General features: G+C 67.6%; 24 protein-coding genes. 12 read left to right on the top strand and 12 right to left on the bottom strand.

Annotated elements, in window-relative coordinates:
• The first annotated feature begins 1 nt into the window (after position 1).
• Positions 2-1,069: a 2-oxoacid:ferredoxin oxidoreductase subunit beta gene (locus tag JWS13_RS33405; protein ID WP_206011847.1), complete on the top strand. Its 1,068-nt coding sequence runs from the start codon at positions 2-4 to the stop codon at positions 1,067-1,069.
• Here JWS13_RS33405 and JWS13_RS33410 read toward each other — a convergent pair.
• The 7 genes from JWS13_RS33410 to JWS13_RS33440 all read right to left on the bottom strand — a co-directional run bounded on the left by JWS13_RS33410 (position 1,045) and on the right by JWS13_RS33440 (position 9,208).
• A complete protein-coding gene (locus tag JWS13_RS33410) occupies positions 1,045-2,397 on the bottom strand; it encodes an MFS transporter (protein ID WP_206009736.1) in 1,353 nt (450 codons plus the stop codon). The genes JWS13_RS33405 and JWS13_RS33410 overlap by 25 nt on opposite strands.
• Before the next feature lie 144 nt (positions 2,398-2,541).
• A complete protein-coding gene (locus tag JWS13_RS33415; protein ID WP_206009738.1) occupies positions 2,542-3,336 on the bottom strand; it encodes a 1,6-dihydroxycyclohexa-2,4-diene-1-carboxylate dehydrogenase in 795 nt (264 codons plus the stop codon).
• Entirely contained in the window at positions 3,333-4,883 is a 1,551-nt protein-coding gene (benC, locus tag JWS13_RS33420; RefSeq protein ID WP_206009739.1) for a benzoate 1,2-dioxygenase electron transfer component BenC, read from the bottom strand. The genes JWS13_RS33415 and benC overlap by 4 nt, the downstream gene beginning before the upstream one ends.
• 35 nt (positions 4,884-4,918) lie before the next feature.
• Positions 4,919-5,428, bottom strand: coding sequence for a benzoate 1,2-dioxygenase small subunit (benB, locus tag JWS13_RS33425; protein ID WP_087559173.1), 510 nt, complete (start codon positions 5,426-5,428; stop codon positions 4,919-4,921).
• Positions 5,429-5,442: 14 nt separating this feature from the next.
• A complete protein-coding gene (gene benA, locus JWS13_RS33430) occupies positions 5,443-6,819 on the bottom strand; it encodes a benzoate 1,2-dioxygenase large subunit (protein ID WP_206009741.1) in 1,377 nt (458 codons plus the stop codon).
• Positions 6,820-6,998: 179 nt separating this feature from the next.
• Positions 6,999-7,994 (bottom strand): 2Fe-2S iron-sulfur cluster-binding protein, encoded by a 996-nt coding sequence (locus tag JWS13_RS33435; RefSeq protein WP_206009743.1) that lies wholly within the window; start codon positions 7,992-7,994, stop codon positions 6,999-7,001.
• Positions 7,995-7,996: 2 nt separating this feature from the next.
• Positions 7,997-9,208, bottom strand: coding sequence for a cytochrome P450 (locus JWS13_RS33440; RefSeq protein ID WP_206009745.1), 1,212 nt, complete (start codon positions 9,206-9,208; stop codon positions 7,997-7,999).
• 206 nt (positions 9,209-9,414) lie between these two features.
• On the opposite strand from JWS13_RS33440, the gene JWS13_RS33445 reads away from it, so the two are divergent.
• Positions 9,415-10,362 (top strand): AraC family transcriptional regulator, encoded by a 948-nt coding sequence (locus JWS13_RS33445; protein WP_206009747.1) that lies wholly within the window; start codon positions 9,415-9,417, stop codon positions 10,360-10,362.
• A gap of 22 nt (positions 10,363-10,384) precedes the next feature.
• Here JWS13_RS33445 and JWS13_RS33450 read toward each other — a convergent pair whose 3' ends face one another.
• Positions 10,385-12,001, bottom strand: coding sequence for a 4-hydroxyphenylacetate 3-hydroxylase family protein (locus JWS13_RS33450; protein WP_206009749.1), 1,617 nt, complete (start codon positions 11,999-12,001; stop codon positions 10,385-10,387).
• Positions 12,002-12,028: 27 nt separating this feature from the next.
• Positions 12,029-12,589, bottom strand: coding sequence for a flavin reductase family protein (locus JWS13_RS33455; RefSeq protein ID WP_206009751.1), 561 nt, complete (start codon positions 12,587-12,589; stop codon positions 12,029-12,031).
• 166 nt (positions 12,590-12,755) lie between these two features.
• Here JWS13_RS33455 and JWS13_RS33460 point away from each other — a divergent pair, with 166 nt between their 5' ends.
• A complete protein-coding gene (locus tag JWS13_RS33460) occupies positions 12,756-13,694 on the top strand; it encodes an AraC family transcriptional regulator (RefSeq protein ID WP_206009753.1) in 939 nt (312 codons plus the stop codon).
• A gap of 13 nt (positions 13,695-13,707) precedes the next feature.
• Here the strand turns inward: JWS13_RS33460 and JWS13_RS33465 are convergent, their stop codons facing one another.
• Positions 13,708-14,655, bottom strand: coding sequence for an acyl-CoA thioesterase (locus JWS13_RS33465; protein WP_206009754.1), 948 nt, complete (start codon positions 14,653-14,655; stop codon positions 13,708-13,710).
• Positions 14,656-14,888: 233 nt separating this feature from the next.
• Here JWS13_RS33465 and JWS13_RS33470 point away from each other — a divergent pair, with 233 nt between their 5' ends.
• Positions 14,889-15,455: a dioxygenase family protein gene (locus JWS13_RS33470; protein ID WP_206009755.1), complete on the top strand. Its 567-nt coding sequence runs from the start codon at positions 14,889-14,891 to the stop codon at positions 15,453-15,455.
• Here the strand turns inward: JWS13_RS33470 and JWS13_RS33475 are convergent.
• Positions 15,443-16,213, bottom strand: a complete 771-nt coding sequence (locus JWS13_RS33475; RefSeq protein ID WP_206009756.1) for an IclR family transcriptional regulator domain-containing protein — start codon at positions 16,211-16,213, stop codon at positions 15,443-15,445. The genes JWS13_RS33470 and JWS13_RS33475 overlap by 13 nt on opposite strands.
• Before the next feature lie 205 nt (positions 16,214-16,418).
• On the opposite strand from JWS13_RS33475, the gene catA reads away from it, so the two are divergent.
• From catA to catC, 3 genes are read left to right on the top strand one after another with little or no spacing between them, the layout of a single operon-like run.
• A complete protein-coding gene (gene catA, locus JWS13_RS33480; RefSeq protein ID WP_206009757.1) occupies positions 16,419-17,261 on the top strand; it encodes a catechol 1,2-dioxygenase in 843 nt (280 codons plus the stop codon).
• 29 nt (positions 17,262-17,290) lie between these two features.
• A complete protein-coding gene (locus tag JWS13_RS33485) occupies positions 17,291-18,412 on the top strand; it encodes a muconate/chloromuconate family cycloisomerase (protein WP_206009758.1) in 1,122 nt (373 codons plus the stop codon).
• Positions 18,413-18,428: 16 nt separating this feature from the next.
• Complete coding sequence (gene catC / locus JWS13_RS33490; RefSeq protein ID WP_160100460.1) at positions 18,429-18,710, top strand: muconolactone Delta-isomerase; 282 nt, start codon at positions 18,429-18,431, stop codon at positions 18,708-18,710.
• A 66-nt stretch (positions 18,711-18,776) separates the two neighbouring features.
• On the opposite strand, the gene JWS13_RS33495 is transcribed toward catC, so the two are convergent.
• Positions 18,777-19,964, bottom strand: coding sequence for an ROK family protein (locus JWS13_RS33495; protein ID WP_206009759.1), 1,188 nt, complete (start codon positions 19,962-19,964; stop codon positions 18,777-18,779).
• Positions 19,965-20,115: 151 nt separating this feature from the next.
• Between JWS13_RS33495 and zwf the strand changes: the two genes are divergently transcribed.
• From zwf to JWS13_RS33520, 5 genes are all read left to right on the top strand, one after another.
• Complete coding sequence (zwf, locus tag JWS13_RS33500; RefSeq protein ID WP_206009760.1) at positions 20,116-21,594, top strand: glucose-6-phosphate dehydrogenase; 1,479 nt, start codon at positions 20,116-20,118, stop codon at positions 21,592-21,594.
• Positions 21,591-23,444 carry a phosphogluconate dehydratase gene (gene edd, locus JWS13_RS33505; protein ID WP_206009761.1) on the top strand — a complete coding sequence of 618 codons (1,854 nt, stop codon included), beginning with the start codon at positions 21,591-21,593 and terminating at the stop codon, positions 23,442-23,444. Before zwf ends, edd begins: the two co-directional genes overlap by 4 nt.
• A 10-nt stretch (positions 23,445-23,454) precedes the next feature.
• Positions 23,455-24,081 (top strand): bifunctional 4-hydroxy-2-oxoglutarate aldolase/2-dehydro-3-deoxy-phosphogluconate aldolase, encoded by a 627-nt coding sequence (gene eda, locus JWS13_RS33510; RefSeq protein WP_206009762.1) that lies wholly within the window; start codon positions 23,455-23,457, stop codon positions 24,079-24,081.
• Positions 24,082-24,109: 28 nt separating this feature from the next.
• Positions 24,110-25,288: an ROK family transcriptional regulator gene (locus tag JWS13_RS33515; protein ID WP_206009763.1), complete on the top strand. Its 1,179-nt coding sequence runs from the start codon at positions 24,110-24,112 to the stop codon at positions 25,286-25,288.
• Between the two features lie 227 nt (positions 25,289-25,515).
• Positions 25,516-26,967: a sugar porter family MFS transporter gene (locus tag JWS13_RS33520; RefSeq protein WP_206009764.1), complete on the top strand. Its 1,452-nt coding sequence runs from the start codon at positions 25,516-25,518 to the stop codon at positions 26,965-26,967.
• Positions 26,968-26,992 lie beyond the last annotated feature (25 nt).

A 26,992-nucleotide genomic window follows, 5' to 3' on the forward strand; every position in this document is an offset into this window, starting at 1 on the left:
GATGATCAGTCGTGTCGGTGCGGATCTGGGACTGAGTGCCACGGCGCACGTGCCCCGGACCGACGAACCGCAGAAGGCGAAGGACTTCACGTCGGACCAGGAGGTCCGCTGGTGTCCGGGGTGCGGAGACTACGTCATTCTCGCGACGATCCGAAGTTTTCTGCCCGAGTTGGGACTTCGACGCGAGAACCTGATGTTCGTCTCCGGCATCGGATGCTCGAGCCGGTTCCCGTACTACCTGGACACGTACGGTCTGCACTCGATCCACGGCCGCGCGCCCGCCATCGCGACCGGGCTCGCGGTGACGCGTCCGGACCTGTCGGTGTGGGTGGTGACCGGCGACGGCGACGCACTGTCGATCGGCGGCAACCACCTCATCCACGCCCTGCGCCGGAACGTCAACCTGACGATCCTGTTGTTCAACAACAGGATCTACGGGCTGACGAAGGGCCAGTACTCCCCGACGTCGGAGGTCGGGAAGGTCACCAAGTCGACGCCGCTGGGGTCGGTGGACCACCCGTTCAACACGCTGTCCCTCGCGCTGGGCGCCGAGGCGTCGTTCGCGGCCCGCGCGATGGACTCGGACCGCAAGGGGCTGACGGAGGTGCTGCGGCAGGCGGCGGCCCACCGCGGCACGTCCTTCGTGGAGATCTACCAGGACTGCCCGATCTTCAACGACGGCTCGTTCGACGTCCTCCGCAAGGACGGTTCGGAGCAGCGCCTGATCCCGCTGACCCACGGCGAGCCGATCGTGTTCGGCGGTTCAGGCGAATACTGCGTCGTCCGATCGGGTTTCGGTCTGAAGGTCGTCGCGACCGCCGACGTCGACCGGGACGAGATCGTGGTGCACGACGCCCACACCGACGATCCCGACTACGCCTACGCTCTGTCGAGGCTGTCCGACCAGGACCTCACCCATACCGTGACGGGTGTGTTCCGCAGCGTCGCGCGGGACACGTACGACGACATGGTGCGCCTGCAGAACGAGATCGCCCGGGAGACGGATCCCGTCGACGACGGTTCGCTGCAGCGGTTGTTGACCGGTCACGACACCTGGACGGTGGAGTAGGACTCCTCGCTGGTGGTCGCAACCGTATCCCGTTGGCGCGGGACGAAGAACGTCACGATCCCGCCCAGGACGGCGATGCCCGCGAAGACGTAGAACGCCACCTGGCTGCTGATGCCGGCGCTGATCAGGGCGCCGCCGATCAGTGGGCCGAAGATGCCGCCCAACCGGCCGAATCCGGCGCACCAGGCCACGCCGGCGCCGCGCGCGGACGTCGAGTAGTAGTTGGAGACGAATCCGTAGATCAGGACCTGGGTGCCGATGGTGCCGACTCCGGCGACGGCGACGGACGCGAGGAGCACCGGAAGCGGGAAGCCGAGCGTCAGGAGGATCAGGGCCAGCGCGGCGAGACCGAACGTGGTGGCGACGACGCGTTGCGGTCCGATGCCGTCGGCGACCTTCGAGGCGATCAAGCCGCCGAGGATCGCACCGCCGTTGAGGACGAGCAGGAACGACAGCGACCCCTTCGCGTTGAAGCCGGCGTCCTCCATGATCTTCGGGAGCCACGTGTTGAGCCCGTAGGTGAGCAGCAGTCCGGAGAAGCTCATCAGGCCGAGAAGTGCCGTGCCCCAGGCGTAACGGCGGGTAGCGAGTGCCGCGAAGCCGACTTTCTCCACCGACGCCCGCTCCGCGGCGATCTCTTCGGCGCCGGGCATCGGGATACCCGTCCGTTCGGAGACGCGACGGGCCTTGTCCTCCTGCCCGCGGGCGACGAGCCACTTCGGCGACTCCGGCAGTTTCGCAAGCGCCAGCGGAAGGAGGATCACGATGGGCAGTGCGCCGATCCAGAAGAGACCGCGCCACCCGATCGTGTCGCGCAGGACGATCGCGAGGAGGGAGGCGAGCACTCCGCCTGCGGGGACGCCGCTGTAGACGATCGCGTTGTACAGGTTCCGCTTTCCGGGAGGGGCGAATTCCGCCACCATCGCGCCCGCGGTGGCGACGAGGCCGCCGACGCCGATGCCGGTGAAGAATCGCAGCAGGCCGAACATGGTGACGTTCGTGGCCAGCGCGGCGAGTCCCATGCCGACGGAGAACCATGCGATGTTGACGAGCATCATCCGCCGCCTGCCGAGGTAGTCGCCCACCGCGCCTGCGGTGAGTGCGCCCACCATGACGCCGATCAGCGCGTACGAGCCGAGGGCGCCGGCCTGCTGGGCGGAGATCTCGCCGAGTTGGCCGGGATCGTTCATCAGCGTCGGGAGGATGGTGCCGTAGACGACGAGGTCGTACCCGTCGAAGATGATCGCGATCGTGGCGATGGCGACGATCCAGGTGACGGCGCTGCGGTGTCTCGGACTTGCCCAGGTGCCGGGGGTTGATTGAGTCATGGTGATCTCCGCTCGGTGGTGTGACGGGGAATCGGGCCTTGCATGAAAGTGTGCTGTGTCACAGTTGAATTCGGGTAGAGAAATGCCCCATCGGCGAGGCGGTGCAACGCGCCCCGCCGATGAGGCGGTCGAGATCTGTGGGGGCTAGCCGAGGTCGCCACCGGCGACGGGCAGGACCGAGCCGGTGATGTAGGAGGCCTCGTCCGAGGCGAGGAAGACGATCGCGGCGGCCTGCTCGTCGAGCGTGCCGTACCGCTTCATCAGGGACGAGTCGACCGTCTGGTCGACGATCTGCTGGTACCAGGCCTTTTCCTGATCGGTGTCCGCGCCGGGGCCGCGGGGAACACGGCGTGCGGGCGCCTCGGTGCCGCCGGGGGCGGTGGCCACCACGCGGATTCCGTACTGCGCCGCTTCGAGTGCGAGGGCGGCGGTGAGCGCGTTGACCCCGCCCTTCGACGCCGCGTAGGGCGCGCGGTTGACGCCCCGGGTGGCCACCGAGGACACGTTGACGATGGTGCCCGACTGCTGCGCGATGAGGTGGGGGAGGGCGGCGCGGCACGTCCACAGGGTCGGGAACAGGGAGCGCTGCACCTCCGCCTGGATCTGCTCGGCAGTGTAGTGCTCGTACGGCTTGGCCCAGATGGTGCCGCCGACGTTGTTGATCAGCACGTCGAGCCTGCCGTGCTGCTGCCGCGCCTCACCGATCGCCGCCTCGGCGTCGGCGAACTGCTCCAGGTCGGCGGTGATGCTGTGCGCCTCGGTGCCGTTCTCCCGCAATCCCTTCGCGACGTCGTGGACGAGGTCGGCGCGATCGATGAGGATCAGCGACGCGCCCTCGGCCGCGAGCCGGGTCGCGACCGTCAGTCCGATGCCCTGCGCTGCGCCGGTGACGGCGACGACCTTGCCGTCGAAACGGTGCGGAGTGACGAATCCACTCATGCGACGGCACTCCTCTCGATGGCGCGGCACATGGTGGCCTTCGCGTGCGCGCTGTGGCTGACGATCAGGTCGTGGGCGGCAGCGCGGTCGCCCTTCTCGAACGCGGCGACGATGTCGAGGTGGTCGTGCTGGATGTGCTCGTCCACCCAGTCCGCGGTGCGGAGCACCTTGGTCATCAGCTGCGTGACCTCGAGGCGGTTGTACGCCTCCAGCAGCACGTCGTTGGCGGTGCACCGGAACAGGAACTCGTGGAACGAGGCGTTGGTGTCGGTGAACGCGCCCGCGTCCGTGAAGTGGTCGTTCTCGATCGATTCGCAGGAGGTCTCGGCGAGGATCCGGTACTCGGACAGCTGTTCCCGCGTCATCCGGCCGATGGTCAGTTCCATCGCACCCAGTTCGAGGGCCATGCGGGCGTCGAACTGCGCGTCCGACTCGGACAGCGGCTGGTGCTCCTCGCCGATCTCGTACTCGGGCGCAGTCGGGGCCGCGACCGCGCCCGGGTCGGCCGCCGGTGCTGCGGATCCTTCGGACCCACTCGGCGTGGCCGCGTTGTTGAACTTCTCGAAGTAGAAGTTCGCCGGCGTGACGCCCTCCGACTTCAGGTGGTCGCGCACCGCCTCGACCATCGGAGGCGGGCCGCACAGGTACACGTCCACGTCGCCGTCGTTCAGGTGCGCGGGTTCGAACAGGCCGGTCACGTACCCCTTGTTGGGGGCACTGCTCGCCGGGTCGGACACGCAGTAGTCGAACGTGAACTGCGGCAGCGACTTCGCGTAGTCCTCGAGCTTCTCCAGTTCCACCAGGTCCGCGTCGGACGACACACCGTAGATCAGGTGCACGGGGTGGTCGGCGGCGTCGGCGCGCATCTTGTCGAGGATCGACAGCAGCGGGGCCAGCCCGGTGCCGCCTGCGAGCAGCAGGGCGCGGCGCTTCTGCTCGCGCAGGAAGAAGCTTCCCATCGGGCCGGTGAACTCGAGAGTGTCGCCGACCTGGGCGCGGTCACGGAGGTATTCCGACATCAGGCCGCCGTCGGTGATCTTGACCAGGAACGACAATTCCTTCGACGTGGGTCCGGTGCTGAACGAGTACGAGCGCGTCGCCTCCGTCCCGGGAACGGTGATGTTGACGTACTGCCCGGGGAGGAAGACGAGGTCGTCCCGGTTCGCGATGTCGATGGTGAACCCGATGGTGGTGTCGGAGAACTTGCGGATCTCCGTGATCGTCGACGTGAACGTGCCTGCCGCCGTCTTCGCGACGTCCGACGTCGTCGGGATCTGCAGCACCAGATCGCTTTCCGGCATCATCTGGCACGGGAGGCAGTAGCCCTGCTCCGCCTCGTCGTCGGTGAGCGCTTCCTCGATGTAGTCGCCGCCGTCGTACGTGCCGGACTCGCAGAGCGACTTGCAGGTGCCGCACGCCCCGTCCCGGCAGTCGAGGGGAATGTTGATGCGTGCGCGGTAGGACGCGTCGGCGACCGTCTCGTCGCCGTCACACTTGATGAAGCGGGTGATCCCGTCCTCGAAACTCAGTGCAACTTGGAAAGTCATGGAAAACAGCTCGATTCGCGAAGAATGGAAGGAAATCAGATGTGATAGATGTCGACCACGTGGTGGATGTAGTCGTTCTTGAGCACGACCTTCTTCTTCATGATCAGAGGCTGCTCACCGGAAAAGTCGATCGTGTAGAACGAATTCCCGAAATACGTGTCGACCGTGTTGTACCGGAAGTACAGGGTGAACCAGTTGAACCGGACATCCACGACGTCGCCGCGGCGCTCGACCACCTCGACGTTGGAGATGTTGTGCCCGGTGCGCGGTTCCGGAAGGCTCGTCGCGCTCGACCGGTCGGTCTTGATGCGGAACACCCGGTCCTCGATGCCGCCGCGGTTGGCGTAGTAGATCAGGGAGATCTCGGTCATCGGGTCGGTGGTCAGTTCACCGTCGTCGGCCCACGCCGGCATCCAGAACTCGGAGTCGGGGTGATAGCACTCGATCCACTTCTCGAACTCGCGGTCGTCGAGGTAGCGGGCCTCACGGTAGAGGAACTGCTCGATGTCGTGCTGGGTGACGGTGCTTTCGGCTACTGCAGTCATGGTGATCGTCTCCCTCAGCGGTTGTTCGCGGCAACGTCGGCGTCGAGCGCCTTGGTGAGCGCCTGCACCCAGTAGCCGTGCTGGATCGGGTAGAGGCCCTCGTCCTCGGTCTTCACGCCACTGGAGATCGGGTTGATGCCGATCTTCTTGGCGTCCTCGTCGGGCCCCTGGAGTTGGTGGGTGACACCGCGGCTGAGGTCGTTGAACGGTGCGGCCCCGGCCTGGTACGTCTTCTGGCAGGAGCGGAACTCCTCGAGATCGTCCGGGGTGGCCATACCGGTGGCGTTGAAGAAGTCCTCGTACTGGCGGATGCGGGCGGCGCGGGCCGTCCGGCTCTCACCCTTCGGGGCGATGCAGTAGATGGTGACCTCGGTCTTGTCGACGGAGATCGGGCGGAAGTGCCGGATCTGCGAACCGAACTGGTCCATCAGGTACACGTTCGGGTACAGGCACAGGTTGCGGGACACCCCGATCATCCAGTCGGCGCGGTCCTCGCCGTACTCGGCGACCAGTTCGTCGCGGCGCTCGTTGAGGGGGCGGTTGGCGGGGTCGGCCCACTTGGTCCACAGCAGCAGGTGGCCGTTGTCGAACGAGTAGTAGCCGCCCTGCTGCTTCGACCACTTGCCGGCGTCCATCGCCTTCGTGGCGTTGGTGGACTCACCGGACTCGCGCCTCGACGTGGTCGCCGCGTAGTTCCAGTGCGTGGCGGACACGTGGTAGCCGTCGGCGCCGTTCTCGGTCTGCAGCTTCCAGTTGCCGTCGTAGGTGTAGGTGGACGCACCGCGCAGCACCTCGAGTCCGTCGGGCGACTGGTCGACGATCATGTCGATGATCTTCGTGGTGTCCCCGAGGTGTTCCTCGAGCGGCGGGACGTCGGCGTTGAGGCTGCCGAACAGGAATCCGCGGTAGTTCTCGAACCGAGCGACCTTGGTGAGGTCGTGGGAGCCGTCCTTGTTGAACTGCTCCGGGTAGCCGGCCTCGCGGGGGTCCTTGACCTTGAGCAGCTTGCCGGAGTTGTTGAACGTCCAGCCGTGGAACGGGCAGGTGAACGTGGTCCGGTTGTCCGTCTTGCGCCGGCAGAGCATGGCACCGCGGTGGCTGCACGCGTTCACCAGGGCGTTGAGTTCGCCCTCCTTGTTGCGGGAGATCACGACCGGCTGGCGGCCCATGTACGTGGTGAAGTAGTCGCCGACGTTCGGGATCTGGCTCTCGTGGGCCAGGTAGATCCAGTTGCCCTCGAAGATGTGCTTCATCTCCAGTTCGAACAGGTCCTCGTCGGTGAAGACGCTGCGTCGCACCTGGTAGCGGCCGGTTTCCGGGTCTTCGATGAGCGCGTCGGCCAGCTTGGCGCGCACGTCCTCGGACGGCGCTGAGTACAGGGTTTCAGTCATGGGATCCTCCAAGATCTCCGGGGGCTTGCGCCCTGCGAGGGCGCCCGGGTCCGGCAATGGATTCCACTCTTGCAGCCTGTGCGCTGCATCACACTAGGCATTTACCGAGTACTGACTAGGACGTGTTCGGCATGCGCACGCCGGGGTCTCGGAGGCCCCGGCGTGCGTCGGTGCGGTGATCAGCCGGCGGGGGTGAACTTCTCCCGGAAGATGCGCCGCGGAGCCATCCGCCGGCGTTTGAACGCCTTGATCCCGGCGTCGACCATCGCGGGTGGCCCGCACAGGTACCCGGAGTGGCCGCGGCAGGTGTCGAAGTCCGCCACGAACGCATCGGTGACGTACCCGGACCGCCCGGACCACGTCTCGTCGCTCAGACACGGAACGTATCGGAACCCCGAGTGGGCCCGTTCCCATTCCCGCAGCAGGTCCACGTCGTACAGGTCGGCTTCCCCGCGCACCCCGTGATACAGGTGGACCGCCCGGTCCGGTTGCGTCGTCAGTGCCTGGCGAGCTATCGATTTCAGCGGGGCGAGACCGGTTCCGCCGCCGAGCAGGATCATCGGACCGGCTTCCTCCGGGTCGAGCCGGAAGTCGCCGAGCGGGCCAACCATGTCCACTCGCTCCCCGACGGACATCGAGCCGAACACCCAGCCGTCCGTCGCCAGTCCGCCCGGTTGCCTACGGATGTGGAACTCGAGCTGTTTCGACTCGCCCGGCGTGTTCGCCATCGAGTACTGGCGACCGTGGCCGGTGCCGGGGACCCGCAGTTCGACGTACTGCCCCGCGGAGAATTCGAGCGGGCTGTCGAGCGTGACGAGAACGCGCCTCGTGTCGCGGGCGACGTCCTCGATCGCGCTCACGGTGCCGACGAGGTCCCGCAATGCGTGGACGTCGCCCGCGGGAGCCGCGTCCAGGCGTTCGACCACCGTGTCGCTGCACGGGGTCGCCTGGCAGGCCAGCGCGAACCCCTGTTCGCGCTCGGCCGGGGACAGGGTGTTCTTCGGCGACGGTCCGTGGTCGACGGACCCCGACACCACCCGCAGCTTGCACGTCCCGCATGTGCCCTGATTACACGAATTCGGCATCCACACGCTGCCCCGCAGGAACGCGTCCAGTATCGGCTGGTCGGGGCGGCAGTCCACGCTGTCGGTGCCGACCGAGACGGTGAAGGTCACGGCTACACCTCCCACGTGGTCCGCAGTGCGGTCGGGCCGCGGAAACCCCAGCCCCAGAACTCGACGTCCGCGCCGGAGTCGCGTTCGAGGTTCGGTATCGCCTCGAACAGTTCCTCCAGGCCGATCCGGCACACGTGGTTGGCGAAGTAGATGCCCGCACATGCGTGGTTTCCGGAACCGAACGCCAGGTGGGGGAGCGGGGGACGCGTCATGTCGTAGTCGGTGGGGGCGTCGTAGACGGCGGTGTCGTGGTTTGCCGAACCGTAGGACAGCAGCACCACGGAACCCTCGGGAAGGAACACGTCGCCGAGCGTGACGTCCCGGGTGCTGATGCGGGCGGTGGCCGACCAGATCGGGGAGGTCCAGCGCATTCCCTCGGAGATCGCCCGCGGAATCAGGGCGGGCTCGTCGACGACGGCCTCCAGCTGCTCGGGGCGGGTGAACAGACCGACGAGCGTCGACGCCATGCCGTGGCCGGGCTCCTGCATCGCGCCCAGCAGGTAGACGAACAGGGTGGGGTAGATGTACTCGCGGTCGCGGACCTGCCCCTCGGGCATGCCGTCGTGCAACCAGTGCGAGATGGCGCTGTCGTCGGGGTCGACGGTCCACTTGTCGATGAGCGGATCGACGACCGCCCGGATCTCGGCCTTCGCCTCGTCACCCTGCACGAAGCCCTCCGGGTTCGTGAAATCTCCGTTCGCGTCCACGCCCGCGTTGGTGAAGGAGTTCGACAGCCGGTGGAACCAGTCGCGCAACGTGTCCGAGCTGACGTCGTTCAGGCCCAGCAGATCACCGAGAGCGCGCACGCTGACCGGCTCGCAGTACTGCGACACCAGATCGGCGCTGCCGTCGTTCTCGAACTGCTCCACGTAGCGCCGCGCGATGGGCCGGACGAGCCCGTCGACCCACCGATCCACCTCCGACGGTTGCAGCGCCGGGTCGACCATCGACCGCAGGTCGCGGTGGATCTCACCGTTGACTCCGATCACCGCCGGGTGGCCGAACGTGCGTCCGCCCGCCTTCGTGATGATCCCCTCGAAGTCGGGGCTGTTGGCGATGGTGCGGCACAGGTCGGCGGTGGTCGCGACGAACGAACCGAGGACCGGGACGTACGCCAGCGGCGCCTCGGCGCGCAGCCGTTCGTAGACCGGATACGGGTTGCGCTCCAGTTCCGTCATCGTGATCTCATCGATCCAGGACAGCGTGGCGGTCATGTCAATTCTCCTCTTCGGAAACAACTTTCGCGGCCGTGGCGGCGTGGAGGAGAACGTATTGCGCAGGCCGGCGGGCCGTCTAGCCACTCTGCGCGGGGCCTGGACGATGTGCGCGACAAGTTGTGATCGGCATCTCAGTTACCCTCGACTCGGAGTCCCGGCGCAGCTTCAATTGGTCGGAAGAGATACTTCAGCGAGGCAGGTGCATGACGATGGCATCGACGATCACCGAGACCCGGGACTGGGATGCGGCGTCGCGAGCGGTGGCCGGTGCGTACTTTCCCCATACACTGACCGACCTGTCGTCGGGCGGTGCGATGACCCTGTCGATGCGGACCGTCGACTTCGGTCCCGTCACGCTCGGCAGGCTGGGCTGGGGCGCGGACGTGTCGATCGAATGCGACTACCCGGGCGCCTACGAGGTCAACATCCCGCTGTCCGGCTCGCTGGAGTCCAGTGCGCCGGGCGGCACGGTGGTGTCGCGGCCGGGGCAGGCCACCGTCTTCCGGGCGGACGAACCGACCCTGATCACCCGGTGGAGCGGCGACTGCTCGGTGCTCGGCGTCAAATTCGACGGCGACTTCCTCGAGCAGGAGGCCGACCGGATCCTCGGTTCCGAGCTGCGGACCGGGCTGCGCCTGCCCGCACAGCTGGATCTCACCGGTGCCGCGGGAAACAGCTGGTTTCGTCTGGTGCGCTCACTGACCGCGCAACTGCGGGAGCCGGCCGACCTCCTCGCGAACCCGGTGGTCGGCCCGCAACTCGCCGGCGCGATCACGTCGGCGTTCATCCTCGCCGTCACCCCCGACGAGGACGCCCGCCCGAGCGCCCCGCGGCCGCGGATCGTCAAACGCGTCCTCGACGGACTCCACGACGATCCGGCCCGTGCCTGGACCGCGGCCGACATGGCCGAGCTGGCGGGCACCAGTGTCCGCCGCCTGCAGGAAGGGTTCCGGCAGTACGTCGGGCGCAGCCCGTCCGAATGCCTCCTCGACATCCGGCTGAGCCGCGCCCACGAAGACCTGAAGGCGCTGGGGTCGAGTGTCACCGTGTCCGAAGTCGCTGCCCGGTGGGGCTTCACGCACGCGGGCCGGTTCTCCGCCGCGTACCGCCGCAGGTACGGCAAATCCCCGTCAGAGCTCGTTCGCTTCTGACGGGGAGTGCGCGTGTGTGTGGCTACTTGTTACCGAAGTACGAGACGTCGTCGTTTCCGATGAGGTCGGGTACTGTCCAGCCGTCGAGGTCGTACTCGGCGAGGCACTGCTCGGCGAGGCCCTTCATGGAGGCGACGTCGCCACGGTTCTCGGCGGCGAACAGCAGTTCGGCCTTGACGTTCTCGTGGTTGCCGGAGTAGTTCCGCTCGTACAGTTCGTGGCGGCCACCGAACTCGCTGCCGATCGAATCCCACAGGGCCTTCATGATCTTCACGCGTTCGACGGCGGTCATGCCGTCCGAGCCGCGGACGTACTTGTCGAGGTACGGGCGGACGTCGGGCGACTTGAAGTCGCGGGCGCTCGACGGCAGGTAGATCAGGCCGGACGCGACGTCCTGCTCGATGATCTCCTTGATCCGCGGGTAGCCCTGGATCATGAACATGCGGTACGTGAGGCCGTATTCGAGCTTGGGGATGACGGTGTCGCCGATCCACGGCTCGGGGTTGCGGGCCATGGATTCGGTGAGTGACCAGAACAGGTTTCGCCAGCCGATCACTTCACCGACGCGGGTCTGCACACCCCGGAACCCGCCGGCTCCGGTGGCGTCGAGCGCCTTCATCAGCATGCCTGCGATGAAGTCGAGCTTGACCGCGAGACGCGTGCAGCCCTGGAACGTGAAGCGGGGCAGGAACCCCGACTGCGGGAAGAACCCGTTGATCTTGTCCACGTCGCCGTACATGAAGACGTTCTCCCACGGCACGAGCACCTTGTCGAAGATGAAGATGGTGTCGTTCTCGTCCATCCGCGACGACAGGGGGTAGTCGAACGGGGTGCCCATCACGGCGGCGTTCTGCGTGAACGAGGACCGGCAGATCAGCTTCACCCCGGGCGCGTCCATCGGGACGGTGCAGATGAGGGCGAATTCCTTCTTCTTGATCGGCAGGCCGTAGTGGGCGATGAAGTTGTAGTTGGTGATCGCCGATCCGGTGGCCACGACCTTCGCGCCGGACACGATCAGGCCCGCGTCGGTTTCCTTCTCCACCTTCATGAACACATCGCCGACCTCGTCCGGCGGCAGTTGCCGGTCGACGGGCGGGTTGATGATCGCGTGGTTCCAGTAGAGAACCTTCTCCTGCGATTCCTTGTACCAGCGCTCGGCGTTGTCCTGGAATGGTGAATACAGTTCCTTGTTCGCGTGCAGGGTGCCGAGGAACGACGCCTTGTAGTCGGGGGAGCGGCCCATCCAGCCGTACGTCATGCGCGCCCAGGTGGCGATGGCGTCGCGTTCCTTCAGCAGGTCGTCGGAGGACTTCGGCGCCTTGAAGAACGGCATCGTCACGCCGCCGTTGCCGGTGTCGGTGGAGGTGGTGACCTTGTCGACGTGCTCGCCGGTGTGCATCGAGTCGTAGAGGCGGGCGGTCATCCGGATCGGGTTGCGGAACGCGGGATGCGTCGTGACGTCCTTCACCCGTTCCCCGTGCAGCCAGATCTCGCGGTCGTCGCGCAGCGACTCGATGTACTCGTCGCCGGTCATCGGGCGGGTGGCGAAGTTGGCGGTGCGGTTGGCCTCACAGTCCGCGGCGGGGTTGACCTTCGTCGGGTCGACCGCGGTCTCGGGAGCGCTTTCGGTGGTGGTCATGGAGTGAAGTCCTTTCGGATTCGGCAATCAGTGGGCGGGCTGAAGATGGAATGGGGTGAAGGTGGCGGTGGAGTCGAACCATCCGTTGTTCGGATCGTCCATCGATCCGTTCCACGCGGCCGACGCGGACGGCGAACCGAGATCGTGGAAGGTGCTCCGGTAGAACAGCAGCGGATCCTTGCCGCTGGATTCGGCGGCCACGATCTCACCGATGAAGATGATGTGGTCGCCGCCGTCGTACTCCGCCCACGGATCGCAGGACAGCGTGGCCGCGGCGCCGCAGATGACGGGGGCCGTCGGTCCGTCGGCCCACACGGGTTCGGGGTTCTGCGGGCGGCCGGCGAAATGCATCGCGGTGTCCACCTGGTCCGCGGCGAGGATGTTGACGGCGAACGGAGACTTGCTCAAGTAATTGCAGGCCTTCGACTTTCGGGTCAGGGTGATCTGGCACAGCCTCGGTTCGATCGAGACGGCGGTGAAGGCCGTGACCGTCGCTCCGTGCGGCAGACCGTCGGAGTTGGCGCACGTGATGACCGTGACTCCGCTGGCAAACTGCCCGAAAATGTTTCGGAGTTCGCGCTGCTCCATGTTCGGAGCCTCCCTTCCTGTCCGGGGCGCTGTTGAGGTACGGAGAAACGTACGACTGCGGGAACGGGGCGTCGATCCGCTGAGCGCGGAGGTGATCCGCTTTGCGCGGAGAGTTGAGGCGGGGGCCTCGATTGCATTGCGGAGTGTGCGCGGTCACACTGGTGCCATGTCGGCCACGTCGAAGATTTCCCGCCCCGAGGACTGGGACGAGGCGTCACACGTCGTGTCGGACGTGTACTTCCCGCACACCCTCACACCGCTGAGCAGGTCGAAGGCGACCAATACGGTCGCGGAGGCCGTAGAACTGGGCCCGGTGAAGATCACGCACATCGGCTGGGGTGCGGACGTGTCGATCCGGTCCGACCACCCCGGCGCGTACGCCGTCAACGTCCCGCTGTCGGGGCACCTCGAGTCGGTGACCGGCAGGAACGAGGTGCTCTCGGCGCCGGGTTCCGGGATGATCTGCCCGCCCGACACGTCGACGGTCATCACCACCTGGAGCGAGGAGTGCTCCATCATCGGGGTCCGCGTCGACCGGGACCACCTGCACCGGGAGATGTCGCGGATCCTCGCCCGGCCCGACATCCAGCTACCGCCGCAGATCGACGTGACCACGGAGAACGGTGCGAGTTGGCTCGCGCTGGTGCGGTCGTTGCTGAAGCAGATGCTGGAGTCCGACGGGGTGCTGAACAACGCGCTCGTCGCGGAGCAGTTGTCGGGCGCGGTCACCACCGCGCTCGTGCTCGCCGCGGTCCCGGACGACGGGGCCGGGGTGGGATGCGCCCGTCCGCGGATCGTGAAGCGGGTGGTCGACGAGATCCACGCCGACCCGTCCCGCGCCTGGACGGCGGCCGACATGGCCGAGGTCGCCGGGGTCAGCGTCCGCCGGTTGCAGGAAGGGTTCCGCGACTACGTCGGGGTGAGCCCCCGCGACTACCTGCTGGACGTGCGACTCGAACGCGTCCACGACGACCTGCTGCGCGCGAACGGTGCACACACGGTCGCCGAGGTCGCGATGCGCTGGGGTTTCACCCACACCGGCCGGTTCGCGGCGGCGTACCGCCGCAAGTACGGTGTGGCGCCCTCGGAGGCGCTCCGCGGCTGACGGCCCGGACGGGTTACGCCAGGGCGCCGATTCGCGCCCGGTCGCGGAGGGCGATGAGTTCGCGGGCGTGCGCTTCCAGCTTGCGATCCTCGTCCGACTGCGGAACCCATTGCCGCGCAGCCGTTGCCGCGCCGTCGTCGTCGACAGCGGCGACGACGGTGAGGCAGTGGGTGGTGAGGTTCATTTCCCGGGTACGCGGGTCGCCCGATCGCACGTGCACCGAGATGTGCATGGTCTGCGCGCCCGTGTGCAGCAGGCGGGCGTCGACCTCGACGACGTGCCCGATCTGGATCGGACGGTAGAACCGGACACCGCCGGCGTACACGGACACGCACGGGGTGCCGTTCCACGACGTGCCGCACAGGTAGGCGGCCTCGTCGATCCAGCGCATCACGGTCCCGCCGTGCGTCTTCCCGCCCCAGTTGACGTCGGTGGGCGCGGCCAGGAAACGGGTCAGTGATTCCGGTGCGGTGCCCGCGTCGGTGTAGGTCTGCTTGCTCATCGCCTCTTCGATGTCGGCCCGCAGGCCGATGCGCATGACGGCCTCCTCGGACTCGGCGTGGTCGGTGGCGGTGACGGGCTTCCACGGCGGCACGGTCGTCGGCTTTCCGGAGTCGTCGACGGCCACGAAGATGATCAGGCAGTTGCTGGCCTCGGTGAACTGGCCGGTCCGCGGGTCGGCGGACGAGACCGTGCACTGGATGTGCATGCTGGAGCGCCCGGTGTGGACGAGCCGCGCTTCGACCTCCACGAGGTGTCCGGACTCGATGGACCGGGTGAATTTGATGTTTCCGACGTACGCGGTGACGCAGTAACTCCCGCTCCAGCCGACCGCGCAGGCATACGCGGCCTTGTCGATCCATTCGAGGATGCGGCCGCCCTGGACTGCACCTCCGAGTGTCGCGACCTCGGTGGGTGCGGCGAGGAAGCGGAGGGTGATGCTGCGGGGAGGGGTGCTCATCGATGTGTTCCTCGGGTGTTCGACGTGGCCGGCGCGAGGGCGCGCACCGGGCGACGGCGAAACGTCGTTGTCCGCCGGTGGCGGGGAAATTATCCCACAGTTGCCCCGGACCGACCCGTTCGCGATGTGAACGGACCGCGGTTGACGAACGCCTGTGACTGCGGGCACACTCGACCAGTACCGCACAGCGTTCCCTGTGTACGCACAGCGTGCACGAGTGATCGGATCAGGTGATGACCTCAACGTCGACGACGACCGCACCCCGGGCGGATCTGGCCCGCCTCGACTACGTGGACCGGGAGTTCTACCTCCCCGCCCAGCGGGTTCTGCCGTGGACCGCGAACCTCGCCGCGCTTCCCGGCGAGCCCGGGACGCCGCTGCGGATGACGGGCGTCGTCCGGTCCCGCACCGGCGAACCGCTGTCGGGTGCGGAGATCGAGATCTGGCACGCGGACGCCGACGGATGCTATTCCGGGTACTCCGTGGAGATCCTGCGCAACAACCTGCGCGGTATCGTCGTCACGTGTGCGGGCGGTCGCTTCGACATTGCCACGGTGCAGCCCGCGCCGTGCGAATTCTCCAGTGCCCGAAGTGATGCCGACGTGGGTCACCTCAACGTGATCGTGCACGCGCGCGGCTACCGGCCGCTCGAGACGCGCGTCGTTCCCAGTGTGGGCGGTGCGCGAGTGGTGGGGGAGTCCGCCGTCGAGACATTCGTCGACGTCGATGCCGGCGGTGCGGTCTCCTGCGACTTCGTGCTCGACCCGATCCGACCGGCGTGCGGCCCTCAGCCGGTGTAGCCCATGTCTGCACTCAGGGCGGCCGCGGCGGCGAGGACGCACGGAACGGCCTGTTCCCGGAACTGCGCCGGAGTGTTGCGTGCCGACGACGTGGAGCATGCGACCACGCCGACCACCGTGCCGCCGGCGTCGCGGACGGGTGCGGCGAGCGAGATCAGCCCCTTCTCCAGTTCCTCGGCCGTGAGCGCGAAGCCCTGCTCCCGGACCTTGGCGAGTTCGCGGTCGAGTTCGGCCGCGGAGCCGATGGTCTCCGGCCCCAGCTTCTGGAACGTCGACTCGGCGATCACCCGCTCGACGACGTCGGCGGGGGCCCAGGCGAGGAGGGCGCGGCCCATGGACGTGGCGTACGCGGGGACGCGGGTGCCCACGGAGACGTTGATGCTCATGATTCGCCGGACGGGGACGCGCGCCGCGTAGACCACGTCGGCGCCGTCGAGCACGCCGAGCGACGCGGACTCCTGAGTCTTCTCGGCCACTTCGAGCAGTCGGGGCATCGCCGCCTCGATCAGCGCGTGCGACTCCGAGTAGTGCTGTCCGATGCTGAGCACGCGAGGGGTGAGCGACCACCGGCCTCCCGCCCCCGCGACGTACCCCAGCTTCTGCAGGGTGAGCAGGATCCGGCGGACGGCGGGGCGCGACAGTCCCGCTTCCGTCGCGAGTTCGGCGAGCGTCGGGTTCGGGCGCTGGGCGTCGAACGCCAGGAGCACTGCGAAACCGCGCTCGATGCTTTGGATGTAATCGCGATCGCTCTCGGTCATTGCGGCCTCCACCAGCGATTCGTGTGCTTCTTCGGACTCGGGGTTGACATTTCAATGTGACTGCGCGCACAGTAGTGGTGTACGCACAGCGTGATGTTAGTACGCATAGCGTACAGATGCAAGACCCCCGGCGTGTGAACACCCACCGCGTCGCCCAGAACTCGATAACCGCCCTGTCCGAATTCCTTCAGCCCGAGGAGAAACGATGACCACCACCGAGAGCCCCACCGCAGCCGGTTCCGGTTCCGCCGCCACCGACAAGTTCAAGTCCGAGCGCGTCACCGCCGACACCTCGCCCGAGCGACTCGCGGCGATCGCCAAGGACGCCCTCGGCGCGCTCAACGACGTGATCCTGAAGCACGGTGTCACCTATCCCGAGTACCGCGTGTTCAAGCAGTGGCTCATCGACGTCGGCGAGGGCGGCGAATGGCCGTTGTTCCTCGACGTGTTCATCGAGCACTCCGTCGAAGAGGTCCTCGCCCGCTCCCGCAAGGGCACCAAGGGCAGCATCGAGGGCCCGTACTACATCGAGAACTCGCCGGAACTGCCGTCCAAGTGCACCCTGCCGATGCGTGCCGAGGACGAGAAGATCACCCCGCTCGTCTTCGCCGGCCAGGTCACCGACCTCGACGGCAACGGCCTCGCCGGGGCGAAGGTCGAACTGTGGCACGCCGACAACGACGGCTACTACTCGCAGTTCGCACCGCACCTGCCCGAGTGGAACCTGCGCGGCACGATCATCGTCGACGACGAGGGTCGCTACGAGATCACCACGATCCAGCCGGCGCCGTACCAGATTCCGACCGACGGCCCGACCGGCCAGTTCATCGAGGCGCAGAACGGCCACCCGTGGCGTCCCGCGCACCTGCACCTCATCGTGTCGGCGCCCGGCAAGGAGTCGGTCACCACGCAGCTGTACTTCAAGGGCGGCGAGTGGATCGACAGCGACGTCGCGTCGGCCACCAAGCCGGAACTGATCCTCGACCCGAAGACCGGCGACGACGGCAAGAACTACGTCACCTACAACTTCGTGCTCGACCCCGCGTGACCCGTTCCACCCGTACAGAAAGTGATCCGATGACCGACCTGTCGATCGTCTCCGTCGAAACGACGATCCTCGATGTGCCGCTGGTGCGTCCCCACAAGTTCGCGACCACGTCGATGACCGCGCAACCGCTCCTACTCGTCGCGGTCAGGACCGCGGGCGGCGTGACCGGCCACGGCGAGGGCGTCGTCCCCGGCGGCCCCTGGTGGGGTGGTGAGTCGGTGGAGACGATGCAGGCGATCATCGAGAAGTACATCGTCCCGGTCCTGCTGGGGCGCGGTGTCGACGAGATCACCGGCATCATGTCGGACATCGAAAGGGTGGTCGCGGGCGCACGTTTCGCGAAGGCCGCCGTCGACGTCGCGTTGCACGACGCCTGGGCGCGCAGCCTGGGTGTGCCCGTGCACACGCTGCTCGGCGGCGCCTTCCGAAAGGGCGTCGACGTCACCTGGGCCCTCGGCGCCGCACCCGCCGACGAGATCATCGAGGAGGCCCTGGGTCTCGTCGAGTCGAAGCGGCACTTCAGTTTCAAGTTGAAGATGGGCGCGCTCGACCCCGCCGTCGACACCGCGCGGGTGATCCGGATCGCGCAGGCGCTCGAGGGCAAGGCCGGCGTCCGGATCGACGTCAACGCCCGATGGGACCGGCTGACCGCGCTGAAGTACGTGCCCCGGCTCGTCGAGGGCGGCGTCGAACTGATCGAGCAGCCCACGCCCGGTGAGCAACTCGAGGTCCTCGCCGAACTGAACCGCCTCGTCCCCGTCCCGGTGATGGCCGACGAGAGCGTCCAGACTCCGCACGACGCGCTCGAGGTCGCCCGCCGCGGCGCCGCCGACGTCATCGCGCTCAAGACCACCAAGTGCGGTGGCCTCGCCAAGAGCCGCGAAGTGGTCGCCATCGCCAAGGCCGCCGGAATCGCCTGCCACGGAGCCACGTCCATCGAAGGCCCGATCGGGACCGCGGCGTCCATCCAGTTCGCCTGCGCCGAGCCCGGCATCAACTTCGGCACCGAACTGTTCGGGCCCCTGCTGTTCAGCGAGGAACTGCTGCAGGAACCGATCCGCTACGCCGACGGCCAGGTGTCCCTGCCCGAAGGCCCCGGACTCGGAGTCGAGCTCAACATGGACGCAGTCAAGACCTGGACCAGGAACTGAGGAGGACACCACCCCGATGGCACTCTTTCACGTCCGCATGGACGTCGCCATTCCCCGCGACCTCGACCCGAAGGTCCGGGACGAGACCATTGCCAAGGAGAAGGCCTACTCGCAGGAGCTCCAGCGCTCCGGCAAGTGGCCCGAGATCTGGCGGATCGTCGGTCAGTACAGCAACATCAGCATCTTCGACGTCGAGTCGGCCGACGAACTGCACGAGATCCTGTGGAACCTTCCCCTGTTCCCGTACATGAAGATCGAGATCATGCCGCTCACCCGGCACGGTTCCGACATCAAGTAGGCCTCCGGCCCGTGCGTGCCTAGCGAGTCTCTGGACTCGTTAACCACGCACGGGCGGCGGAGCCGCCTATTTCTGCTGCGCGAGCAGCCGGTCGACGGCCCGCACGCTGAGCACGTGGTCGAGCGCCATGGTGGCGCTGCCGACGACACCCGACAGCTCCCCGTGCGTCCAGGGGAGGATCTGAAGCTGCTGGGTGGCGACGGCGATCGCGTTGCCGTACAGGGTTTCGCGTAGCCCGGCGACGAACGTGTCGTACGCCTGCGCCATGTCGCCGCCGACGATCACGACCTCCGGGTTGAGGAGGTTGATCGCCCCCGACAGGACCTCGCCGATCTGACGCCCGCTCTCGCGGATCATCCGCCGGGCCTCGGCGTCGCCGGCGAGCGCGAGGGTGATCACGTCGCGGATGTGGGTGACTTCGCGTCCCTGCTCCTGCAGGTTGCGGACCAGTGCCCACCCGCCGGCGACGGCCTCGATACATCCCACATCACCGCAGCGGCACACCACTCCTTGTGCCGCTGCGGTTTTCGTGTGTCCGATCTCGCCTGCCGCGCCCAGGGCGCCCCGCTGCAGCACGCCGCCGGACACGAGTCCGGCGCCGAGCCCGGTCGATGCCTTGATGAGCAGCATGTCGGCGAAGTCGCGGCGTTCCCCGCGCCGCTCGGCCAGGACCATGACGTTGGCGTCGTTGTCGACGAAGACGGGCGCGTCGGTGACGTCGGCGAGGAACGGCTGCAGCGGGACGCCGTCCCAGCCCGACATCATGGGGGAGTTCAGGCTGCACCCCCGTTCGGTGTCGACGGTGCCGGGGAGGCTGATCCCGATCCCGACCGTCCGCCCCGCGGTCTCGCCCAGGCCCTCGCGCAGCGCGAGGAGGCGCCTCGCGATGACGGGCATCAGCTCGGCCGGACTCGTGCCGATCTCCTGCTCCACGTCCTCGGCGACGAGGACGTCGCCTGCGAGGTCGCAGATGGCCAGCTGGGTGCGGCTGCGGCCGATGGCGGCCGACAGCACCACACCGGCCTGCACGTGAAACGAGAGTTTCACCGGCGGGCGTCCGCCGGTCGAGACGCCTTCTTCTCGTTCGACGACGAGTCCCGACGCCTGCAGTGACGACACCCGGGCCGCGACGGCCGTGCGGGACAGCCCGGTGAGGTTGCCGATCTCGGTGCGCGTGGTGGCTAGCCCTGCACGAATGAGGGCGAAAACGTCGCCACCCGTCGCCGGGGAGGTCGTCGAGCGAGGCGTCCGCATGCAGGCCATTCAACCAACCGGACACGCGTCTGACAACGTAAGGTTCAGATCTTTGTTCGTGAAAATACTTAAGTCTGTATTGATCAAAAGCCAAAGGTCGCCTACTCTCGTCTGTGATGGCCCACACATCCGGCTTTCAGAGGGAGATGACATGTCACCAGCGACCACCGTGGAACCGTGCGATTTCGTCGTGTTCGGCGGCACCGGCGACCTGGCGGTTCGTAAGCTGCTTCCCGCGCTCTACCTGCGCGACAGGGACGGTCAGCTGCCCGCCGAAACCCGCGTGATCGGTGCCTCGCGAGCCGGTCTCGACACCGACGGCTACCGCGACAAGGTGCGAGGAGAACTCGCGCGGTTCGTCTCCGGCGATCAGCTGGATTCGGACACCTGTGAGCGATTTCTCAATCGCCTCGAATACGTCACCGTCGACGTCGCGGACTCGGCGGACTGGGCGGGCCTGCAGGACTGTCTCGTCGACCGGGAAGGTGCCATCCGGGTCTTCTACCTGGCGTGCGCCCCCGGCCTGTTCGGGCCGATCTGCGAGAACCTCGCCCTGAACGGTCTCGCCGACGCGCAGTCCCGCGTCGTGCTGGAGAAGCCCATCGGCCACGACCTCGCCTCGGCCCGCGCCGTCAACGACGCGGTCGGCGCAGTGTTCGAGGAATCGCAGATCTTCCGCATCGACCACTACCTCGGCAAGGAGAGCGTCCAGAACCTGCTGGTCACTCGATTCGCCAACACGTTCCTCGAACCGCTGTGGAACTCCTCGTCGATCGACCACGTGCAGATCAACGTTGCCGAGTCGCTCGGAGTGGGCAGCCGCGGCGGCTACTACGAGTCGGCGGGCGCGCTGCGCGACATGCTGCAGAACCACCTGCTGCAGATGCTCTGCCTCGTCGCGATGGAGCCGCCCACCTACGTCGACCGCGAGACCGTGCGCGACGAGAAGCTGAAGGTGCTCCAGGCCCTCAAGCCGATGAGCCCGCAGGACGTCGAACGCTGCACGGTCGCAGGCCAGTACGGCCCCGGGCTCGCCGACGGCAAGGCCGTCCCCGGATACCAGGACGACGTCGAGAACCCGGACAGCACCACCGAGACGTTCATCGCCGTCAAGGCCGAGATCCAGAACTGGCGGTGGGCCGGCGTGCCGTTCTACCTGCGCACCGGCAAGCGCATGGACCGGCGCTGCTCGGAGATCGTCGTGCAGTTCAAGCCCGTCCCGCACCCCATGTTCCCGGGCAGCGAGGGTCACAGCGAACCCAACCGCCTGGTCATCCAGTTGCAGCCCCACGAGGGCATGCGGCTGCACATGACGGCGAAGGAACCCGGCCCCGGCGGTATCCGCCTCAAGCCGGTGTCGCTGGACCTCAACTACATCGAAACGTTCAAGCGTCCGTCGCCCGACGCCTACGAGCGGCTGCTGATGGACGTGGTCCGGGGCAACCCGACCCTGTTCATGCGCCGCGACGAGGTGGAGGCCGCCTGGGAGTGGGTCGAGCAGATCCTCGTCGGGTGGCAGAAGTCCGAGCGCGCACCGCGGCGGTACCCGGCCGGCACCAACGGACCCACCGACGCGACCACCCTGATCGAGCGCGACGGCCGCGCCTGGCACGAAGGAGTTACCGCATGACCGACGCGCCCACACCCACCGCCGACGTACACCCCGTCCTCGCCGCCGTCACCGAACGCATCATCGAGCGCAGCAGGCCCGAGCGCACGGTCTACCTCGACCGCATCCGGCAGGCCGCCGACCGCGGTCCGGCACGCGGCAAGCTGGCCTGCGCGAACCTGGCGCACGGCTTCGCGGCGTCCGGCCCGGCCGACAAGAAGGCGCTGCGCGCCTTCGTCAAGCCCAACATCGCGATCGTCTCGTCGTACAACGACATGCTGTCGGCGCACCAGCCGTTCGAGCACTTCCCCCGGCAGCTGAAGGCCGCGGTCATGGAGGCAGGCGGCATCGCCCAGTTCGCCGGCGGCGTCCCCGCCATGTGTGACGGCATCACCCAGGGCCGCGACGGAATGCAGTTGTCGCTGTTCAGCCGCGACGTCATCGCGATGGCGACGGCGATCGGCCTGTCCCACGACATGTTCGACGGCGCCCTCATGCTCGGTGTGTGCGACAAGATCGTGCCCGGAATGCTGATCGGCGCACTCGGATTCGGTCACCTGCCGACGATCTTCGTGCCCGCCGGGCCGATGACGTCCGGTCTGCCCAACAACGAGAAGTCCCGCGTCCGCCAGCTGTACGCGGAGGGCAAGGCCGACCGCGAGCAACTGCTCGACGCCGAGGCCGCGTCCTACCACGGTGTCGGCACCTGCACGTTCTTCGGCACGGCCAACTCCAACCAGCTGCTCATGGAGGTCATGGGCCTGCACCTGCCCGGATCGAGCTTCGTGAACCCGGGCACCCCGCTGCGGGAAGCCCTCACCTGGGAGGCGGGAAAGCGCGTCACCGGTCTCACCTCGCTCGGCGACGACTACACACCGGTCGGTGAGGTCGTGGACGAGAAGGCCGTGGTCAACGGTTGCGTCGCACTGCTCGCGACCGGCGGTTCGACCAACCACACGATGCACCTCGTGGCGATCGCCCGCGCCGCAGGCATCACCCTCACATGGGACGACCTGTCGGAACTGTCCGCGGTGGTGCCGCTGCTCGCCCGGATCTACCCCAACGGCTCGGCGGACGTAAACCACTTCCACGCGGCGGGCGGCCTCGGCTACGTCGTGTCGTCGATGCTGGACGCGGGACTGTTGCACGAGGACGTGAAGACCGTCGTCGGCGCCGGGCTCCGCCGGTACACCGAGGAGCCGAAGCTGTCCGGCGAGGGCGTCGAATGGCAGCCGGGCACCCGAATCAGCCTGGACACCAGCGTGTTGCGCGGACCGGAAGATCCGTTCGACGTCAACGGCGGTCTGAAGATGCTGACCGGAAACCTGGGTTCGTGCGTGATGAAGACGTCGGCGGTCCACCCGGACCACCGTGTGGTGACGGCCCCGGCCCGGGTGTTCGACGATCAGCTCGACTTCCTCGCCGCGTTCGAGGCGGGCACGCTGACCGGCGATTTCGTGGCCGTGCTCCGGTACCAGGGGCCGCGCGCCAACGGCATGCCCGAATTGCACAAGCTCACACCGGTACTCGGTGTGCTGCAGGACCAGGGCCGCAAGGTCGCACTGGTCACCGACGGCCGGATGTCCGGCGCGTCCGGGAAGGTGCCCGCGGCCATCCACCTCACCCCCGAGGCGGCGGCCGACGGACCGCTCGCGCGGGTGCGTGACGGCGACGTCCTCACCGTCGATGCCGTGACCGGATCCGTGAACGTGCACCTGAGCGACGAAGAACTGGCCGCCCGCCCAGCGACCGGTCGTGCGCCGGGCGCCGACGAATGGGTCGGCACGGGCCGCGAACTCTTCGCCGGCCTGCGTGCCGCTGTCGGACCGGCGACCCAGGGCGCCAGCGTTTTCCACCCCCAACCCGTCTAAGGAGTATTCAGTGACGAACAGCCCCTCCCTCCTCGACCGCGTCCCGGTCATCCCCGTCGTCGTCGTCGACGACCTCGGCGACGCGGTGCCGGTGGCCCGCGCGCTGGTGGCCGGCGGCATCCCGATGATCGAACTGACCCTGCGGACTCCGTGCGCCCTCGACGCCATCAAGGCGATCGCGACCGAGGTGCCGGAGATCTGCGTCGGCGCGGGCACGATCGTGGAACCGGTGCAGGCGGCGCAGGCGGCCGACGCGGGAGCGCAGTTCCTGGTCTCGCCGGGCAGCACCGAAACCCTGCTGAAGGCGATGACGGACACCGGACTGCCGCACCTCCCGGGCGCGGCGACCGTCTCCGAGGTGCTGTTCCTGCTCGAGCACGGCTACCGCGAACTCAAGTTCTTCCCCGCCGAGGCGTCGGGCGGCGCGAAGTTCCTCGGCTCGATCCACTCACCCGTTCCGGCGGCCCGGTTCTGTCCCACCGGCGGTATCTCCACGTCGAACGTCGGCGACTACCTGTCGCTGCCCAACGTCGGCTGCGTCGGCGGATCCTGGCTCACGCCCGCCGACGCCGTGAAGCAGCAGGACTGGGACCGCATCAGCGGACTCGCACGTGAGGCGGCGGCACTCGCCCGGTAGCGCGTGAAGCGGCGCGGTACGGTGAATCGTGCGCGACAGTGACAACGGTGATTCCCAGCGGCCGGGTTCTCAGTCCTCGCTGAAATCCGCCAACCAGCACCGTGTGGTCCGCGCGCTCCAGACGTCGGGTGAGCTCACCCAGGCGGAGATCGCGCGTCGCACCGGATTGGCCCCCGCCACCGTCTCCAACATGGTCAAGGAATTGACCGCGGCCGGGATGGTCGCCGTGCCCGGCGGCGACCATCCCGGTCAGCGCGGCCGGGCGGTCCGGCTGACCCGCCGGATGGGCCTCGCGGTCGGGATCGACTTCGGGCACCGCCATCTCACCGTCGCCGTCGCCGACATGGCACACGAGGTGCTCGCCGAGGAGCGCGTCGAACTCGGTGCGGGTCACCGCGCGGAGGACGGCGTGGTGCAGGCGGGCGCCCTTCTCGACGCGGCCCTCGATCGACTCGGCTGCGACCGCACCTCAGTCCTCGCGGTCGGCATGGGTCTGCCCGCGCCGCTCGAGACGGACACGGGCGAGGTCGGCGGACCGTCCATCCTCCCCGGCTGGGTGGGTGTCGACGCGGCCGCCATCGCGTCGGAGTATCTCGGCACCGCCGTGCACGTCGACAACGACGCGAACCTCGGTGTGCTCGCCGAACACATGTGGGGAGCGGGCCGCGGCACCACCGATCTCGCCTACATCAAATTGTCCGACGGTGTGGGTGCCGGCCTCGTCCTCGACGGCCGGCTGTACCGCGGAAGAGGCGGCACCGCAGGCGAAATCGGCCACCTGACCCTCGACGAGTTCGGGCAGGTGTGCCGCTGCGGCAACCGCGGCTGCCTCGAGACCCTCGTCGCCTCGCACGTCGTGATCGGGCTGCTCGCCCCGAGTCGCGGTCCCGATCTGAGCATCGCCGACATCGTCGCGATGGCCGAGGGCGGCGACGCCGCCTGCATCCGGGTACTCGCCGACACCGGCCGGCACGTGGGTGTCGCGGCAGCGAGCCTGTGCAACCTCGTCAATCCCGAACGTCTCGTCATCGGCGGCGAACTCGCGCTGGCCGGCGAACTGCTCCTCGGGCCGATGCGTGAGGTCGTCGGCCGTTATGCGGTGCCCAGTGCGGTCCGCTCCCTGGACATCCGCGTCGCCGAACTCGGCCCCCGCGCTCAGGTGCTCGGCGCCGTCGCGCTGGGTCTCCGATCCGCGCTTCCCGCCTGACCGTTCGCCGCTGAATTCCCGCTCCAGGTCAGGGGCTGAGTCCTGCGCTCGACGCGATACTTGTGTTCATTAGTGAATATAAATCGGACAAATACGCCTTCATATGTTCATGTCTTGACGATTCGTGGTTTCGTTGCCTACTGTGTTCCACACCACAACGATTGCGCACTCTGCGCAGGCCTCGGCCCGATCCGAGTCTCGATCACCCCTTGCTCACGAGGAGTCCCATGACTGAACACGTCCTGTTGCCCGGCGCGGAAGCGCCCGGTGACACCGCAGAGGGCACTTCGGTTCCCGTCCGGATCGCGGCCGTCGCCGCACTCGGCGGCCTACTGTTCGGCTACGACAGCGCAGTGATCAACGGCGCCGTGTCGGCGATCGAGGGCAAGTTCCAGGTCGAGTCCGCACTCCTCGGATTCGCGATCGCCTCGGCACTGCTCGGTGCCGCGGCGGGAGCGATGCTGGCCGGGCGGATCGCCGACCGGTACGGACGCCTCGTCACCATGCGGGCCGCCGCGGTGATGTTCCTGCTGAGCGCCATCGGCACCGGATTCGCGGCCAATGTCGAGATGCTGGTGACGTTCCGGATCGTCGGCGGCATCGGTGTGGGTCTGGCCTCGGTCATCGCACCCGCCTACATCGCCGAGATCTCGCCCGCCCGGGTGCGTGGACGTCTCGGATCGCTGCAGCAACTCGCGATCGTCACCGGCATCTTCGTCTCGCTCCTGGTCGACTACGCCCTCGCCGCGCTCGCCGGCGGATCGCAGGAAGAACTGTGGTTCGGGCTCGAGGCCTGGCGCTGGATGTTCCTCGCGATGTGTGTGCCCGCGCTGGCCTACGGTCTGCTGTCGCTGACGATTCCCGAATCCCCCCGCTACCTGATCGCTCAGGGACGCATCGCCGAGGCCCGCGGCATCCTCGCGGTTCTGCTCGGCGAGAAGGGCCTCGACCTCAAGATCGAGAGCATCCGTTCGACGCTGGCCCGCGAGACGCAGCCGTCGATCCGCGATCTGAAGGGCTCCGCGTTCGGCCTGATGCCGATCGTGTGGATCGGTATCGGACTCTCGGTTTTCCAGCAGTTCGTCGGCATCAACGTGATCTTCTACTACTCGAGCGTCCTGTGGCAGGCCGTCGGCTTCGACGAGGGCAGCTCCCTGAAGATCACGGTCATCACGTCCGTGGTCAACATCGCCACCACCCTCATCGCCATCGCCTACATCGACCGGGTGGGCCGTCGACCGTTGCTCATCATCGGCTCCGCCGGCATGGCCGTGACGCTCGCGACCATGGCGTTCATCTTCGGAACCGCCTCCACGACCGTCGTGAACGGTGTCACGACTCCGCAGCTCACCGGGCTGCAGGGCCCGATCGCGCTCGTCGCCGCCAACCTCTTCGTGGTCGCCTTCGGAATGTCGTGGGGCCCGGTCGTGTGGGTCTTGCTCGGCGAGGCGTTCCCCAACCGCATCCGGGCCGCCGCGCTGTCGCTCGCCGCGGGTGCCCAGTGGGCGGCGAACTGGCTGATCACCGTGACGTTCCCGTCCATGAAGGACTTCTCGCTCGGAATCTCCTACGGCTTCTACGCCGTCTGCGCGGTGCTGTCGCTCGTCTTCGTGCTGCGCTGGGTCAAGGAGACGAAGGGCGTGGAACTCGAAGCCATGCACTCCGATTCGGTCGTGTAGACCCTGCTGCGCTACGACGACGACA

The organism is Rhodococcus pseudokoreensis (assembly GCF_017068395.1).
Taxonomy (GTDB): Bacteria; Actinomycetota; Actinomycetes; order Mycobacteriales; family Mycobacteriaceae; genus Rhodococcus_F; species Rhodococcus_F pseudokoreensis.